The 14,261-nt window shown below is 73.8% G+C and carries 18 protein-coding genes; 11 read left to right on the top strand and 7 right to left on the bottom strand.

The window, feature by feature from the left end; genetic code table 11:
• Positions 1-15: 15 nt before the first annotated feature.
• The gene (locus tag ACFY00_RS25390) at positions 16-1,860 is read right to left on the bottom strand and encodes a cellulase family glycosylhydrolase (RefSeq protein ID WP_388033853.1); all 1,845 of its coding nucleotides are present in this window, start codon (positions 1,858-1,860) and stop codon (positions 16-18) included.
• A 402-nt stretch (positions 1,861-2,262) separates the two neighbouring features.
• Here ACFY00_RS25390 and ACFY00_RS25395 point away from each other — a divergent pair, with 402 nt between their 5' ends.
• Entirely contained in the window at positions 2,263-3,201 is a 939-nt protein-coding gene (locus ACFY00_RS25395) for a carbohydrate kinase (protein WP_388033854.1), read from the top strand.
• A gap of 50 nt (positions 3,202-3,251) precedes the next feature.
• Positions 3,252-3,677, top strand: a complete 426-nt coding sequence (locus tag ACFY00_RS25400; protein WP_388033855.1) for a hypothetical protein — start codon at positions 3,252-3,254, stop codon at positions 3,675-3,677.
• Positions 3,678-3,721: 44 nt separating this feature from the next.
• Here the strand turns inward: ACFY00_RS25400 and ACFY00_RS25405 are convergent, their stop codons facing one another.
• Entirely contained in the window at positions 3,722-4,651 is a 930-nt protein-coding gene (locus ACFY00_RS25405) for an AraC family transcriptional regulator (RefSeq protein ID WP_388033856.1), read from the bottom strand.
• A gap of 174 nt (positions 4,652-4,825) precedes the next feature.
• Between ACFY00_RS25405 and ACFY00_RS25410 the strand changes: the two genes are divergently transcribed.
• Positions 4,826-5,206, top strand: a complete 381-nt coding sequence (locus tag ACFY00_RS25410; RefSeq protein WP_388033857.1) for a YybH family protein — start codon at positions 4,826-4,828, stop codon at positions 5,204-5,206.
• A 127-nt stretch (positions 5,207-5,333) separates the two neighbouring features.
• Here the strand turns inward: ACFY00_RS25410 and dmpI are convergent, their stop codons facing one another.
• The 3 genes from dmpI to ACFY00_RS25425 all read right to left on the bottom strand — a co-directional run bounded on the left by dmpI (position 5,334) and on the right by ACFY00_RS25425 (position 7,175).
• Positions 5,334-5,516 carry a 4-oxalocrotonate tautomerase DmpI gene (dmpI, locus tag ACFY00_RS25415; protein ID WP_388033858.1) on the bottom strand — a complete coding sequence of 61 codons (183 nt, stop codon included), beginning with the start codon at positions 5,514-5,516 and terminating at the stop codon, positions 5,334-5,336.
• Between the two features lie 112 nt (positions 5,517-5,628).
• A complete protein-coding gene (locus tag ACFY00_RS25420) occupies positions 5,629-6,534 on the bottom strand; it encodes a LysR substrate-binding domain-containing protein (RefSeq protein ID WP_388033859.1) in 906 nt (301 codons plus the stop codon).
• 74 nt (positions 6,535-6,608) lie between these two features.
• On the bottom strand, positions 6,609-7,175 hold the full coding sequence (locus tag ACFY00_RS25425; protein ID WP_388033860.1) for an SMI1/KNR4 family protein: 567 nt from the start codon (positions 7,173-7,175) through the stop codon (positions 6,609-6,611).
• A gap of 93 nt (positions 7,176-7,268) precedes the next feature.
• Here ACFY00_RS25425 and ACFY00_RS25430 point away from each other — a divergent pair, with 93 nt between their 5' ends.
• Positions 7,269-8,252 (top strand): TIGR01777 family oxidoreductase, encoded by a 984-nt coding sequence (locus tag ACFY00_RS25430; protein WP_388033861.1) that lies wholly within the window; start codon positions 7,269-7,271, stop codon positions 8,250-8,252.
• Positions 8,253-8,761: 509 nt separating this feature from the next.
• Here the strand turns inward: ACFY00_RS25430 and ACFY00_RS25435 are convergent.
• On the bottom strand, positions 8,762-9,325 hold the full coding sequence (locus tag ACFY00_RS25435) for a TetR/AcrR family transcriptional regulator (RefSeq protein WP_388033862.1): 564 nt from the start codon (positions 9,323-9,325) through the stop codon (positions 8,762-8,764).
• A 131-nt stretch (positions 9,326-9,456) separates the two neighbouring features.
• Between ACFY00_RS25435 and ACFY00_RS25440 the strand changes: the two genes are divergently transcribed.
• A complete protein-coding gene (locus ACFY00_RS25440) occupies positions 9,457-9,729 on the top strand; it encodes a hypothetical protein (RefSeq protein ID WP_388033863.1) in 273 nt (90 codons plus the stop codon).
• Between the two features lie 10 nt (positions 9,730-9,739).
• Entirely contained in the window at positions 9,740-10,195 is a 456-nt protein-coding gene (locus ACFY00_RS25445; RefSeq protein ID WP_388033864.1) for a hypothetical protein, read from the top strand.
• 7 nt (positions 10,196-10,202) lie between these two features.
• Here ACFY00_RS25445 and ACFY00_RS25450 read toward each other — a convergent pair whose 3' ends face one another.
• Positions 10,203-10,862: an NADPH-dependent F420 reductase gene (locus ACFY00_RS25450; protein WP_388033865.1), complete on the bottom strand. Its 660-nt coding sequence runs from the start codon at positions 10,860-10,862 to the stop codon at positions 10,203-10,205.
• 109 nt (positions 10,863-10,971) lie between these two features.
• Between ACFY00_RS25450 and ACFY00_RS25455 the strand changes: the two genes are divergently transcribed.
• From ACFY00_RS25455 to ACFY00_RS25475, 5 genes are all read left to right on the top strand, one after another.
• Positions 10,972-11,346, top strand: coding sequence for a winged helix-turn-helix transcriptional regulator (locus ACFY00_RS25455; protein ID WP_388033866.1), 375 nt, complete (start codon positions 10,972-10,974; stop codon positions 11,344-11,346).
• A gap of 11 nt (positions 11,347-11,357) precedes the next feature.
• Positions 11,358-11,612, top strand: coding sequence for a hypothetical protein (locus tag ACFY00_RS25460; RefSeq protein WP_388033867.1), 255 nt, complete (start codon positions 11,358-11,360; stop codon positions 11,610-11,612).
• 129 nt (positions 11,613-11,741) lie between these two features.
• Positions 11,742-11,906, top strand: a complete 165-nt coding sequence (locus tag ACFY00_RS25465; RefSeq protein WP_388033868.1) for a hypothetical protein — start codon at positions 11,742-11,744, stop codon at positions 11,904-11,906.
• Between the two features lie 390 nt (positions 11,907-12,296).
• Positions 12,297-13,190, top strand: a complete 894-nt coding sequence (locus ACFY00_RS25470; RefSeq protein ID WP_388033869.1) for a hypothetical protein — start codon at positions 12,297-12,299, stop codon at positions 13,188-13,190.
• Positions 13,187-14,200, top strand: a complete 1,014-nt coding sequence (locus ACFY00_RS25475; RefSeq protein WP_388033870.1) for a hypothetical protein — start codon at positions 13,187-13,189, stop codon at positions 14,198-14,200. The genes ACFY00_RS25470 and ACFY00_RS25475 overlap by 4 nt, the downstream gene beginning before the upstream one ends.
• Positions 14,201-14,261: the final 61 nt, after the last annotated feature.

Here is a 14,261-nt window from a genome sequence, read left to right on the forward strand (position 1 = left end):
GTGGTGCGGTGGCGATCAGGAGGTCGCGGTGCACACCGCCGTCGCGGTCGCCGCCGCCGAGGCGTCGGTCCGGGTCGCCTGGACACCGAACGAGGTGGACGCCGCCGGGGCCAGCGCCCCGTTGTAGGACAGGCTCGTCGCGGTGACGGTCTGCCCGCTGCGGGTCACGTTGGCGCCCCAACTCCCGCTGATCTGCAGGCTGGTGGGCCACGCCCAGGAGACCTGCCAGCCCTTGGTGGGCGCGGTGCCGGTGTTGGTGACGGTGACCGTCGCGGTCAGGCCGCTGCCCCAGTCGTTCAGGCTGACCGTCGCCGAACACCCGGAGCTGGTGCCGGTGCCGCCGGTCGCGGTGGTCGCCGTCACCGCCGCCGAGGCGGCCGACACGTTGCCCGCCGCGTCCTTCGCCCGGACGGTGTAGCTGTACGCCGTCGCCGCGCTCAACCCGCTGTCGGTGTAGGAGGTTCCGGTCGACGAGCCGACCTTCGTCCCGTTGCGGTACACGTCGTAGCCGGTGACCGCGGTGTTGTCGGTGGACGCCGTCCAGGACAGCGCCACGCTGCTCGCGGTGGTGCCCGTCACGGTCAACCCGCCCGGCACGGAAGGAGCCTGGACGTCGCCGCCGGTGTTGCCGCCGGTGGAGCCGAAGCCGGGGGCCTTGATCGAGGCCAGGTAGCCGTCCTTGACGGTGTTGACCGTGGTCCAGTCGTCGTTGAGGATGCCGCCGGTGTCACCGGAGTTGGGGTTCCACGACCAGTACGTCCACTGGAAGGAGTCCGCGCCGTACGTCGAGGTCGGCCGCAGGTACTGCACCAGGGCCTTCAACCAGGCCTGGTCGGTGGTCGACTGGAGCGTGGTGCCGAACTCGCCGACCCACACCGGGGCGATGTTCTGGTTGAACAGGTAGCCCCAGTTCTTGTCCCACACGCCCGGCATGTTCGACGGGAAGCTCGGGTCGGAGAACCAGGTCTGCTGCGCGACGCTGGTCGCGTAGTCGTGCGCCGAGTACACCACCCGGTTGGGGACGCTCAGTTGGACCGGGTACTGCCCCGCGCCCTGCAGGTTGCCGCCCCACCAGTACGAGCTGCCGTTGAAGCTCTGCACGCCCTCGACGAAGATCAGCAGCTTCGAGTTGGCCGACAGCACCGCCTCGCCGCCGCGCTGAGCGGCCAGCCGCCAGTCGGTGGAGGTGTCGCCGCAGCCCCAACAGGCCGGGTCGTGCGGCTCGTTGTGCAGGTCGATGCCGATCACGGCGGAGTTGCCCGCGTACCGGGCGGAGATCGCCTTCAGGTTCGTCAGCCAGGTCGACTCCGGCACCGAGGCGGTGTACCAGAGCGCCGACTGCCCGGCGGAGTCCGGGCGGTGGCGGTCCAGGATGACCTTCATGCCGATGCTGCCCGCGTAGTTGACCAGCTTGTCCATCACGCCGAGCGAGCTCAGGCCGACCAAGTCGGCGTTCATCCCGCCGGAGGTGTTGATGCTGCTCGGGGTGGTGCCCTTGAAGATGTCGTCGCTGTACGGCAGCCGGATGGTGTTGTAGCCCAGCGACTTCATCTGGTCGATCATCGACTTGTAGTCGCGGCTCCACAGGCCGTGCGGCACGTAGTTGGAGGTCTCGAAGCCGAACCAGTTGATGCCCGCGATCCGCACCGGGTTCCCGGCCTCGTCCAGGATCTGCCGACCGCTGGTGTGCCAGTACCCGGCCCCCGCGGTGGCGGCGGCCGCGGTGGTGGTGGTCGTGCTGGTGGCGGCCTGGGCCGCGGGGACCGCCGGGGCGGCCAACGTGGTGACGAGCGCGGCGGCCAGGGCCGCGGCGCAGCCCGCCACTCGGCGCGACAGGCGTCGGCGCAGTTGGAGGTGCATGGGTCTCGTTCCTCTCTGGACGCGTGGGGGGCGTCCGGTGGGGGTGGGGTGGTCCGAGACGTTCGTGGTGCTGGGGAGTAGGGACAGGACGGTTCCGTGGCGAGGCTTCCGGGAGCGCTCCCACTGGCAGCCCTTGCGGGCCTGCCATATGAAGCCAGACGGCCCGAGGGGTCGTCAAGACTTCTGGGAGCGCTCCCATTTGATCGGGGGCACCCGATCGAGCGCGCTGAAACGTACATCGGGGGACGCCGGGTGGACACCGGCCGGAGGGAACACCGGGGCGGTGACCCGGCCGACGCCCCGCGCGTTGACCACGGGCGGGCCGCGATGATGGAGTCCGGACCGCCGGATGTGCGTTCCTCCGGCTGAGAGCAGTCGAGAGTTGTCGAGAGGCTGGTTGCGATGGCGGGTCGGCAGATCACCGTGATCGGGGAGTGCGTCGCCGACGCCTTCGTCGAACGCGACGGGGCCCGGCCGGGCGAACTCGCGCTGCGGGTGCTGCCCGGGGGCGGTCCGGCGAACACCGCGGTCGCGCTGGCCCGACTGGGCACGCCCACCCGGTTCGTCGGCCGGATCTCGGCCGACCCGTTCGGCGCGCTCTTCCGCACCCACCTGACCGGCTCCGGCGTCGACCTGACGGCCACCGTCGCGGCCGCCCAACCCAGCACCCTCGCCCTGGCCGCGCTCGACGGCGACGGCCGCGCCACGTACTCCTTCCACGCCGAGGGCACCGCCGACTGGCAGTGGACCCGCGAGGAACTCGCCGCCGCCCGCCACGACGGATCGGTGTGCCTGCACACCGGCTCGCTCGCCCTGGTGCGCGAACCCGGCGGCCCGCGGATCGAGAACCTGCTCGCCGAAGCCCGCCCGTACGCCACCGTGTCGATCGACCCCAACGTCCGCACCCTGCTGGTCGCCCCCGACGCCTACCGGCAACGCCTCGACCGCTGGTGCGAACTGGCCGACCTGCTGCGCCTGAGCGAGGACGACCTGGACGTCCTGCTGCCCGGCGCCACCCCCGAGGACGCCTGCGACCGCTGGCACCGGGCGGGCGCCCGGCTGGTCGTCGTGACGCTCGCCGAACGCGGCGCGCTCGCCTCGCTGGACGGCCGCCGCGTCCGGGTCGCCGCGCCCGTGACGCCGGTGGTCGACAGCGTCGGCGCGGGCGACTCCTTCACCGCCGGGCTGCTGCACTCCCTCGCCGTCCAGGGCCACCTCGGCGGCCGCCTCGACTCCCTCACCCCGGACGACCTGGAACGCGCCTGCGCCTTCGCCGCCCACGTCGCCGCCCGCACGGTCGCCGTCCCCGGCGCCAACCCGCCCTGGGCGGACGACCTCTGAGCCCGCGCCAGGGTGCTCAGGTCGTTGTCGGTGGGGAACGGGAGAGGCGGGTGGTGCAGGTGGTGCCGGAGCTGCCGGAGGGGGCGTGGTGGGACTGGGACGTGGTCTCCACGACGCCGGAGCTGTTCGTGCTGGGCGCGGGCTACGACCTGACGTACCACCACGGACTCGAGCTCCGCTTCCACCAGCCGCTGTTCGTCCGGTGCCCGACGGAGCAGTTCCACGACCCGGTGTTCCGCGCGCCGACGGCCGCCGAGGAGGAGTCGGTGGCCCGGGCGGTCGGCGGGGCGCCCGGGGTGCTGGTCGCGTTCGAGTGCGATGAGGGCGAGGCGGAGCAGGTGACCGGGCTGATCGCCGCCCGGCAGTTGGAGATCGCAACCGGGGTGGTCTTCCGGTACTGGCGCGAGCACCTGGAGCCGGGGCAGCGGCGGGCGCCCTGGGTGCGGCAGCCGGTGGACGGGCCGGGCGTCGGCTGAACGACGGGTCGGGCGGGGGACGCCCGCCTGGTGACGGTTGGCGGTCAGCGGTGGGTGCGGCGGAAGTCGCCCGGGGTGTCGCCGGTCTCGCGGGCGAAGAACTTGCCGAAGTTGGTGGGCTCGGAGAAGCCGAGGGCGCGGCCGATCGCGGCGACCGGCAGGTCGGTGTGGGCGAGCAGCCGCCGGGCTTCGAGGGCGACGCGGGCGTCGACGAGTTGCTTGGGGCTGAGGCCGGTGGCGGCCCGGCAGGCGCGGGTCAGGGTGCGTGGGGAGTAGCCGAGCCGCGCGGCGTACTCCCGGACGCTGCGGGTGACGGCGTGGGAGCGTTCCACCTCGCGGCGGAAGGCGCGGAGGAGTTCGGCGTCCGGGGCGGGGGCAGCGGGCGGGTCGGGGTGCGGGTCGGGGTGCGGCAGGCGCGCGGTGCGCAGCAGCAGGGCGCCGAGCAGGTGTCGTAGCAGTTCCACGGTGAGGGTGTCCGCGTCGTCGCCGCGGCGGCCCAGCGTCCCGTACTCGGCGGCGATGCCGGTCACCGCGTCGTCGAACGCGCCGTACTCGGCGGGCGGCAGTTGCCGGGCGGCCGGTCCCGGGTCGTCCAGGAGCGCCGTGACCGCGGCCGTGGGCGGCGGGAAGACGGGGGTGAACAGCAGCAGGACGGCGTCCAGGGCGGCGAGGGCGCCGCTCTCCGGATCGTGCGGGAAGCGCTGGACCTGGCCCGGCCGCAGGTGCAGCAGCGTGCCGGGTCCGCAGGGATGGGTGACGAAATCGACCATCGCGGTGCCGTGGCCGCCGCGGACCAGGAGCAACTGGTGGAAGTCGACCCGGCTCGGCCTGCGCGCGACGTCCCTGAGCAGGCGGTGGCGCAGCTCGTCGAAGCCGAGCACCTCGAGCCCCAGACGCGGACGTCGCGGATTGGCGTAGGCGAGGTCGATGATGCCGACGGCTCCTCCGGCATCGTGCTGTCCCTTTTCGACCATGACGGGTCCTCACCCTACCTCGCCCGGGGCACCGTCGGGCGGAGACCGTGGAGGGGCGTCGGCACGAGGCCCGCGCACCGCCATCGGCGCCGTCACCGGTACTGGCGCCGCCACCGGTACCGGCACCGTCACCGGGACCGATATCGGGACCGACACCGTGGAAGGAACACCGTCATGGACATCCGGATCACCGACCCCACCCGCCTGCCCGTCCTCTTCGAGGAGCGCCTCAACGCGGGCGACGTGGAGGGCGTGCTGGCGCTCTTCGCCCCCGGCGCGTCGATGCGGACGGTCAACGGGGCCGTCCTCACCGACCGCGAGGCCCTGCGCCGGGAGATCGGCGGCACGGTCGCCGCCGGAGGCCGGCTCGCCAACGTCCAGCGGCACACGCTGGTCGGCGCGGACACGGCGCTGCTGGTCACCGACTGGACGCTGGAGATCGACGCGCCGGACGGCACCCGGGTCTCCCCCTCCGGCACCACCGCGAACGTCGCCCGCCGGGGCGGCGACGGGGAGTGGCGGTTCGCCGTGCTCAACCCGCTCGGCACGTCCTGAGGACGCGGCGGCCCGACGGGGGCGCCGACCGTTGGGGGGCCGCTGGCGGTCGGGGCGGTCGGGGCGGTCGGCGAGGCGGGGGCGCGCTGCCCGCCCTGCTTCGCCGACCGCCCCGGCGGTTGCGGTGCTACTGGTCGGCGGTGAGCTTGCCGGCCTTGCCCCAGTTCTCGGCCGGGTACTCCTGGATCCACACGAGGACGCTCTCGGGCGGGCAGTCCAGGGCGGCCACGAAGGCCGCGGTGATCCGCTCGACCAGCTCGCGCTTCTGCTCGACCTCGCGCGGGCCCTGCTGGATGGTGACGATCGGCATTCTCGGCTCCTGGTGTCCGTCGGTGTTCGCGCTGTGGGCCGGTCCTTCCGGCCCGACACCAGTCCACCCGATCCGGCCGTCCGCACCCAGACCCGATCCGCTCTCGCAGCGATCACGAATCCTGATCGTCGCTGGTCGGGGTGGGTCGAGAGGCGCTGTGGCGGCAGGCTTCCAGGAGAAGGCGCGGCGGCGGGGCGGAGCGTCGGACGGCGAGCGACATCGGCAGGGCCAGCGGGGTGCGGCAGGGGCGGAAGGCGATCCGGCGGGCGTGCAGCATCCGGGCGTTGGCCGCGTACACCACCGTCCACATCGGGACGCCGGTGCCGATCGCGGCGAGGGTGTTCTGCAGGGTGTGGTGCGGCGGCCCGGGCAGTGGCCGGAAGCCGGCCCGGGCGCAGGCGTCCGTCACCAGGTCGACCAGGGCCGGGTGGTGGCGCCGCTCGGTCAGCAGCAGGGGCAGCGCGGCGAGGTCGGCGAGGTCGACCTCGGGCCCGTCGGCGAGCGGGTGACCGGCCGGCAGGGCGATCACCAACTCGTCCTGCCAGAGCGGCAGGTAGCGCAGACCGTCGTCGCCCGGGAGCGCGCCGCGGACGAAGGCGGCGTCAAGTCGCCCGTCCGAGAGGCGAGTCAGACGTTCCCGGACGGGGGCAGAGTGCAACTCGACGCGTACGGTCGGGGCTTGGTGACGGTAGGTGTCCAGGATGTCGTCCAGTCGCTCCCCGAGGCCGCCGACGGTGCCGAGCCGGAGCACGGTCGGTGCGGCCAGGTCGGCGGCCAGCGCGCGGGCCGCGTCCTCGGCCGCCAGGACGTTCCGGGCCGCGGGCAGGAAGCGTTCGCCCGCCGGGGTCAGGCGGACGTACCGTGGCGAACGGTCGAACAGCTCGACCTTCAACTCCCGTTCCAGCCGCCGTACTTGCTGGCTCACGGCGGGCTGGCCGAGCAACAGCCGCTCGGCGGCCCGTCCGAAGTGCAGCTCCTCCGCGACGGCGACGAAACAGCGCAACTGCCGCAGTTCCACGGGGTTCTCCTCCGGTTGGTGCTCCGGCGCCGCCGTTGACGGGGACGGGGGCGGCGGGCATGACGGCTGGGGTGTCAGGCCTCGGCGTCGAACCAGGGGTGCCCGGCGTGCCAGTGGGCGACCCAGCCCGCGAAGCCGGAGGCGGCGCCGGTGTGGCCGAACTCGGCGCCGAACGGGGTGGCGCCGACGTCGGTGACGCACCAGACGTGGCCGCGGTGCGGGCCGGTGACGACGAGGTGCCAGTACATGCCGCAGCCGTCGGTGCCGAGCACGACCGACCCGTCGTTGCGGACCCGTCCGACGCGCGCGTCCACCTCCTCCTCGGGGATCTCCTCGTCGTCCTCCCAGAGCCAGCCCTCGGTGAGCGGGAACGGGCGGGCGAGGCCGCGCTCGGCGGGGTCGCCGCCCCAGTCGGAGGGGAGTTCGGCGAGTCCGACCAGGCCGTGGTCGGGCGGGCCGGTGTAGGAGCCGTCGGTGATCTCGGCGACGAAGGTGCGGTACGGCTCGGGCAGCACGACGCCGTGCTCGGCCTCGAAGGCGTGCACGGCGGCCCAGCCGAGGGCGTCCGCGCCGTCGGGGGCGGGGTCGAAGGCGTCGCGGAGGAGGGCGAGGTCGGCCTGGTCCGGTTGGTCGGTGCGCACAGCCCCATGGATAGCAGACGGCCCGGAGAGCAGGTGGGGAAGGTGGGCGGGAGAGGAATTGAACGCGTTCAGTCCTGGGTATACGTTCTTCCCGTGAAGTACGTGATCCCCGGCGGGACCGGGCAGGTCGGCACCATGCTGGAGCGCGCGCTGCGCGCCGACGGGCACCAGGTGGTGATCCTCACCCGGACGCCCACCGCCCCGCACCACGTCCCCTGGGACGGCCGGACCCTCGGCGCCTGGGCCCGGGAGCTGGACGGCGCCGACGTCGTGGTCAACCTGGCCGGGCGGACGGTCAGTTGCCGCTACACGCCGCAGAACCTCCGGCAGATGATGGACTCCCGGGTGGACTCGGCGCGCGTGGTCGGCGAAGCCGTCGCCGCCGCCGAACGGCCGCCCCGGGTCTGGCTGCAGATGAGCACCGCCACGGTCTACGCGCACCGCTTCGACGCCCCGAACGACGAGGCGACCGGCATCATCGGCGGCACCGAACCGGGCGTCCCGGACTACTGGGAGTACAGCGTCCGGATCGCCCGGAACTGGGAGGCCGCCCAGGACGAGGCCGACACGCCCGGCACCCGGAAGGTCGCGCTGCGGGCCGCGATGGTTCTCAGCCCGGACCGAGGCGGAGTCTTCGACGTGCTCTGCCGACTGGCCCGGCTCGGCCTGGGCGGGCCGGTCGCGGGCGGACGGCAGTACGTCTCCTGGATCCACGAGCACGACTTCGTCCGGGCGGTGCGCTTCCTGGTCGAACGGGACGACCTCGCCGGGCCGGTCAACCTGGCCGCGCCCAACCCGCTGCCGCACCGGCAGTTGATGCGCGAGCTGCGCCGTGCCAACGGCGTGCCGATCGGCCTGCCCGCCACCCGCTGGATGGCCGAACTCGGCGCCCTCGTCCTCCGTTCGGACACCGAACTGCTGCTCAAGAGCCGCCGCGTGGTCCCCGGCCGCTTGCAGGACGCCGGCTTCGCCTTCGACTTCCCGCACTGCGCGGACGCCGCCCGCGAACTCGTCGCCCGCCGCGCGGGGGAGCGCCCCTGCGGGCTGCGGCCCTCGGCCCGCAGCGGCGCGAGCTGACCGTCCGGGCGCCGGCGCGCGTCCGGGGTGTCCGGTGGCATCCGGCAGCATCCGGGGGCGTGTCCGAGGTGGGTCGGGCGTGCCGGAGTGCGTGCGGAGTGCGCGTTGGGGGTGCGCCGGAGGGGGTGTCGCCGGGCGCCGTGCGAGGAGTGCGGCGGGCGGGCGTTCACCGTCTGGGTGGACGGCGCGGAGGGGTGCGCGGCGCGGGAGTGCATCGCCTGCGGGGGCAGGACGTTCCTCGCGGACAGCGTGGAGGTCTGACAGGAGGCCGGGCAGGAGGCGACCGAACACCCGTGCGGGGGAGGCGAGTTCGGGGCGGCGGCGGGGTTCTCGCCGACGGCCGACGGCCGACGGGCCGGTCCGGTGGGTGGCGGTGGGGCTGCGTTGCGGCCGCGACGGCGCGGTCGGGGTCCACGTCGACTGGAAGATCGACCGCGCCCCGACGGACCACCTGCTGCACGCCGTCCGAGTCGACGGCCGGGGAGCGTGACGGGCCCCGGCCGGTCAGGTCAGGAGGCGGGGCGGAGGCCGGTCAGGGCGAGGGTGATCAGACGGCGGGTCTCGGCGGTGGCGTTCGGGTCGTCCTCGGTGGTGACGGCGATCGCGCTGACCAGCTTGAGGAGTTGGGTGATCGGCACGTCCGAGCGGACGGCGCCGGTGGCCGCGGCGCGGTCGAGGAGGCGCTGCCCGGCGGCGGTGATCATCGCGTGGCAGGTGGCGCCGAAGCCCGGGTCGCCACCGGCTTCCTCCCGGGCGCTGCGGAGCAGGGAGACGCCGAGGCCGCGGTTGGCCACCGCGTGCGCGCCCAGGTCGTGCAGCCACTCGGTCAGCGCGGTCTCCGGCGGCAGTGCGGCGGCCCGGTCGTCGGCCTGTGCGCAGAGTGCTGCGACCCGGCCCTTGAACACCGTCTCCAGCAGGAGCTGCCGGGAGGGGAAGTGCCGGTGCAGCGTTGCCGAGCCGACTCCGGCGACCCGGGCGACCTCCTCCAGTGAGACGTCCGCCCCCTGTTCGGCGACCAGCACCTCGGCGATCGCCACGATCCGCTCGTAGTTCCGGCGGGCGTCCGCACGCATCGGCCGGGGTGAGGGGGAGGGCGAGAGCAGGGGTGACGAGGCGGGGGCGCGGCGGCTCGGGGGCACCGGAACTCCTGACGGCTTACCAACCGGGGTGGGCCTCCGCATCGTAGCGTCCGTCAGGTGGGGCTGTGTCGTTCCGCTCGGGGCCGGTCGGACGGGCGGACGGGCGGGCGCCGGGCCCGGAGGTCGTCGACGCCTTGGTGGCGCACGGCGACGCGGCGACGGTCGCGGCCCGGCTCCGCGCGCACCTGGAAGCCGGGGCGGACCACGTCGCCCTGCACGTCCTCACCCCGGACGGACCGGGCGGGCCGGACGGATCCGGCAGGCCGGGCGTACCCGAGCGGGCCTGGGCGAGGTTGGCCGCAGAGCTGGGCCCGGAGGTGGTGGGGCGGGATCGGTGATACTCACCGCATGGAATGGTTCGAGCAGGCCCAGGAGGCGGAGCGCGCAGCGGACTGGGACACCGCCGTCGCGCTGGTCAGCGCCCGGTCCGAGTGCTACTCCACCGACCACTGGGCCCATGGCAACCACCTGTGGCACATGGCGCTGCTCGCCGAAGCGGGCCGCTTCGCGGAGCTCGCCCGACTCGCCCAGGTCGACGTCCATGCGCGCAGGAGCCTCAACCGGGCGCTGCGCGACCGCGGGATGGCTCCGGAGCTGCACGCGCGCGCTGCGGACGGCGACCGCGGTGCGCTGTACGCCCTGGTCAGGCTGTTGGGCGAGACGGGGCGGCTCCGGCAGGCCCGGCGGGCGGTCCGGGAGTTCGCTCCGGAGGACCGGTACGCGCACCGGCTGCTGGCTGACTTCCGGCCGTCGTCGACCGAGGTCACGGCGGTCGACGACGGCGCGGTCCAGCAAGAAGACTGACGGCGCGTCAGTTCGCGACGGGAGTGGGGCCGGCCGCGTACGCGAGCGGGGGTGCGATGGCCTGGGCGTCCGCGCCGCCGCCGACCCACAGGCCGATGAAGAGGGCGGCGGTGGCCTCCACCAGCCCGGCCCGGTCGAGGGATCCGGCGGCGAACGGGGTGCAGCCCAGGTCGTGGACGAGCGTGGTGACCTGTGTCAGGGCGGCGGGGTCGTCGCCGCACAGCGGGACGGCGAGCGGGCGTCCGTCGAAGACCGGGGGTCGCATCCGCCAGACGTCCTCGTGGCACAGGTTGAACGCCTTCACCACGTGGGCACCGGGTGCGGCGGACGCCAACTGCTCGGCGGCGGACGGCCCGTGGCCGGTCAGCAGGCGGAAGCCCGGTCCGACGGGATTGGCGCAGTCGACCAGGGTCCGCCCCACGAGCGGTTCGGCGAGCGTCCGCACCACCTCCGTACCGGTGCCGAACGGCAGCGCGACGAGCACCACTTCGGCGTCCACCACGGCCGCGCGCAGCTCGCCCGATCGGGCCCCGTGGCCGATCCGTTCGGCCAACTTCCCTGCCTTGTCCGGGTTGCGGCCGCCGATGGTGAGCTGGTGCCCGGCCCGCGCCCAGTGGGTGCCCAGCGCGTCCGCCATGTTGCCGGTGCCCAGAATGCCGATCCTCATCAATTGACTCCCGTTCGAACGGATTTCGCCCCGCTGCCGACACCGGACGTCGACCTCGGTTGCGGTCTCGGTTTCGACCCTAGGGAGGCGATCGGGCACCATTCGGTACGTGACCACCGACCGCCTGCTCGCCGACTGCCGGGCCCGCCTCGCCTTCGACCTGCTCTCCAACACCTGGAACGCCGTGCTGCTCTGGTCCCTGCGGGAGGGGCCGTGCCGACCCGCCCAACTGCGCGGCCGGATCGGCGGGATCAGCTCCAAGGTCCTCACCGAGACGCTGCGACGCCTGCAGTACAACGGCCTGGTCGAACGCCACCCGTCGCAGCCCGGACGCCCCGGCGTCACCTACGAACTCACCGCACTGGGACGGACCTTGCTGCCCGCCATCGACGCCTTCGGGGCGTGGGCGTTCGCGCACGGCGACGAGGTGATGGCCGCCCAGGAGGCCGCGGACAGGGCGGCGGAGGAAACGGCGGAGGCGTAGGGGGAACGGGTGTGGCGGACGACGGGATCGAGCGGCGGCTCGCTGCGGTCGCGGACGGTGGTGCGGACCGGGACGCCATCGACCGCTGGGCCGGTCGGCAGCTGCTGGACGACGGGCGGGAGTGGGACGAGACCTCGCTGTGGGCGTTGAACCTGCTCTTCGGCATCGACCTGCGGCACGGGCCGGGCCAGCCCTACCTGCACGACGAGGAGCAGGTCGGCGAGTGGCTGGCGGAGTACCGGCGCCGCCGCCGCGCCGAGCGGTGACGGCACCGGGTCGGGGCCGGGCCGGGGCTGGGCGGGGGCTGGATCGGGCACGTCGGTAGCACGCGGACAGCGCGGGGCGGACGCGGGCCGGACCGGACCGGGAGGGAAAACGGCTCCGTCACCCGACAGTTGGCGCAGGCGTCGAGCGCGGCCGGGGTGGACCGGGCGGACCGGGTGGACGCGCGGCTGCTGCGCGAGCACCCGGCGGACCTGGCGCGGGTGGTGGCCGAGCACCGGCTCCCGCTGCGAAAGCCCCGTACCGGCGCTGATCCGCCACCGCAGGACGCTCCTTGACGTCCCACCGGGTGACGTCCCATCGAATGGCGCACCCGCGGCGACCGACCGTTCGCCTGCGATCCGAAGCTCGCGGAGGATGGGCCCGGGGGGCCGTCCGCGGGTCGGTGCCCGCTCGGACGGCCCGGTACGCACGGGGGTCGTCGACGAGTGAGGAGCACATCCGTGGTCGGTTCCGCACGCCCGCGCACGGCACGAACAGCACGAACGGCACGCCCAGAACGAACGGCGCGAACAGCGCGAACAGCGCGAACAGCGCGAACGACGCGAACGACGCCGAGGGGCAGGTGGACAAGCCGGTGCGCCGCCCTGGTCCCCGGGGCCACGCTGACCGGGCTGGCCGTCCTGGGCGGTCTGGTGCCGCCCGCCGCGGCAGCCGAGGGAACCCCGGTGGCCGGACCGGTGGAGGCCGCGGCGCCCACGGGTCCGGCGGGGCTGGTGCAACTGCCGCCGATGCCCGCGGCCCGGGCGTACGACGGTGACACCGAACTGGCCTCGCCGGAGGAGGTGGCCTCCCAGTGCGACCAGCCCGGCGCCTGCACCTTCCGGATCACGGACCGGATCGTCGGGCTGTTCGGCAGCGCCGTCGCCTCGGTCGGCAACGCGGCGATCAACTGCACGGGCGAGGACCTGGAGATCGACCGCTCCCTGACGGTGGCCAGCAGCAGCACCGACAACATCAGCGGCTCGATCTCCGGCAAGGCCACCGTCACCGGCAGCATCGACACCACCGTCACCGCCTCCGCCCAGGGCAGCCAGTCGACGAGCACCACCAACAGCACCGTCCAGTACGGGCCGAACAAGGACAAGGGCCCCACCACCCAGGACAAGTTCCAGGACACCACGGATTCGACCGGCACCGTGGCCGGTTCCAACGCCCTGCACCTGGGCGCCAAGGCCAGTTTCGAACTCGCCTTCCAGGCCTCCTACGCCAAGCAGTGGCAGGCCACCGTGAAGGAGACCACCCGGGTGGTGTTCACGGTCTCCTCCAACGACGAGATCCAGTTCGGCGCCATCAACGCCGTCACCCGGGTGGTCGGCATCCTGTCGGTCAACCACACCGGCCGGTTCATCAAGAACGTGGTGGTGGACAGCCCGTCCGTCGCCACCAGCAGCTCCATCGTCGCGCAGACCTTCTCCCGCCCGGACGTCTGCCTGTCGCTGCGCCCGCCCGGCCGGGCACTGCCGCAACCGGGCCTGGTGGAGGTGGCGCCGGAGCCGCCGGGGCGGGTACCGGACGCCGTGCACGCGCGCACCGCCGAGGGCACCTGGAGCGAGCGGTGAGGCGGGGCGCGGTGCTGGCCGCCGCGCTGCTACTGGCGGGCGGCCCGACGGCCGGTCCGGCGTTCGCGGACGAGGGCGCCCCGCCGCAGGCCGTCCCGCAGCAGGGGGCCCCGCCGCAGGAAGCTTCGCAGCAGGCAGCCTCGTCGCAGGCGGTCTCGCAGCAGGCCGTCGAGGAACTGGTGGCGCAGGCCTTCGACGGCGACCGGCCGCTGCCGGACGCGGCCGCCGTCGCACGCGGCTGCGGCCGCGACTACGGGTGCGGCTTCCGATTCATCCCCGGCCTGGCCCTCGAACGGACCGCCGCCGTCGTCTCGGTCGGCAACACCGTCATCAACTGCACCAACAAGAAGATCAGCGTCTACCGGACGGTGGTGCTGGAGTCGAGCGCCACCGACAACCTGGCCGGTGAGATCTCCGGCTCCGCCACCGTCGAGGGCACCATCGACAACACCACCAACGTGTCCGGCACGGCGGCGGGCTCCAGCAAGACCGAGAACTCGCACACCGACATCACCGCGCCCAAGGACAAGGGCCCCAACACCGACACCACCAACGGCACCACGACCACGACCAGCGGCAGCGTCACCGGCTCCGGCCAGCTCAAGCTGACCGCCACCGCGGCCTTCCAGATGGCCTTCAAGGCCGCCTACTCGCACGAGTGGAAGCGCACCAACACCGAGAGCACGCAGGTGAAGTTCACCGTCGGCATCGGCGAGGAACTGCAGTTCGGCATGCTCAGCGCGATGACCCGCACCGTCGGCGTGCTGTCGGTCGACGGCACCGGGACGACGGTCAGGAACATCGTGGTGACCAGCCCGTCCAGCAGCAACATCAGCACCGTGGTCGCCCAGACCTTCAACGCCAAGGACTACTGCCTGACGCTGCGCCCCCAGCGCTCCCTGCCCGGGGCCGAGGACGGCGTGTACGAGGGCACCCCGCACCCGGCCGACCGGCGCCCGCTGGCGCAGTACCGGCTGGCGGACGGGAAGGAGTGGGCCCGCACCGACTGACCGAGGCCGACCGGAGCCGACCGACCGGACTGCCGGGCCCTGTGCCGTACGGGAACCACCG

Origin of the sequence: Kitasatospora sp. NPDC001540 (assembly GCF_042894345.1) — a bacterium.
GTDB classification, from domain to species: Bacteria; Actinomycetota; Actinomycetes; order Streptomycetales; family Streptomycetaceae; genus Kitasatospora; species Kitasatospora phosalacinea_C.

Bases quoted from the DNA above. Each gene is read 5' to 3' on its own strand.
- ACFY00_RS25390 (WP_388033853.1), bottom strand. From the start codon at position 1,860: ATGCACCTCCAACTGCGCCGACGCCTGTCGCGCCGAGTGGCGGGCTGC.
- ACFY00_RS25395 (WP_388033854.1), top strand. From the start codon at position 2,263: ATGGCGGGTCGGCAGATCACCGTGATCGGGGAGTGCGTCGCCGACGCC.
- ACFY00_RS25405 (WP_388033856.1), bottom strand. From the start codon at position 4,651: ATGGTCGAAAAGGGACAGCACGATGCCGGAGGAGCCGTCGGCATCATC.
- ACFY00_RS25410 (WP_388033857.1), top strand. From the start codon at position 4,826: ATGGACATCCGGATCACCGACCCCACCCGCCTGCCCGTCCTCTTCGAG.
- dmpI (WP_388033858.1), bottom strand. From the start codon at position 5,516: ATGCCGATCGTCACCATCCAGCAGGGCCCGCGCGAGGTCGAGCAGAAG.
- ACFY00_RS25435 (WP_388033862.1), bottom strand. From the start codon at position 9,325: ATGCGTGCGGACGCCCGCCGGAACTACGAGCGGATCGTGGCGATCGCC.
- ACFY00_RS25445 (WP_388033864.1), top strand. From the start codon at position 9,740: ATGGAATGGTTCGAGCAGGCCCAGGAGGCGGAGCGCGCAGCGGACTGG.
- ACFY00_RS25450 (WP_388033865.1), bottom strand. From the start codon at position 10,862: ATGAGGATCGGCATTCTGGGCACCGGCAACATGGCGGACGCGCTGGGC.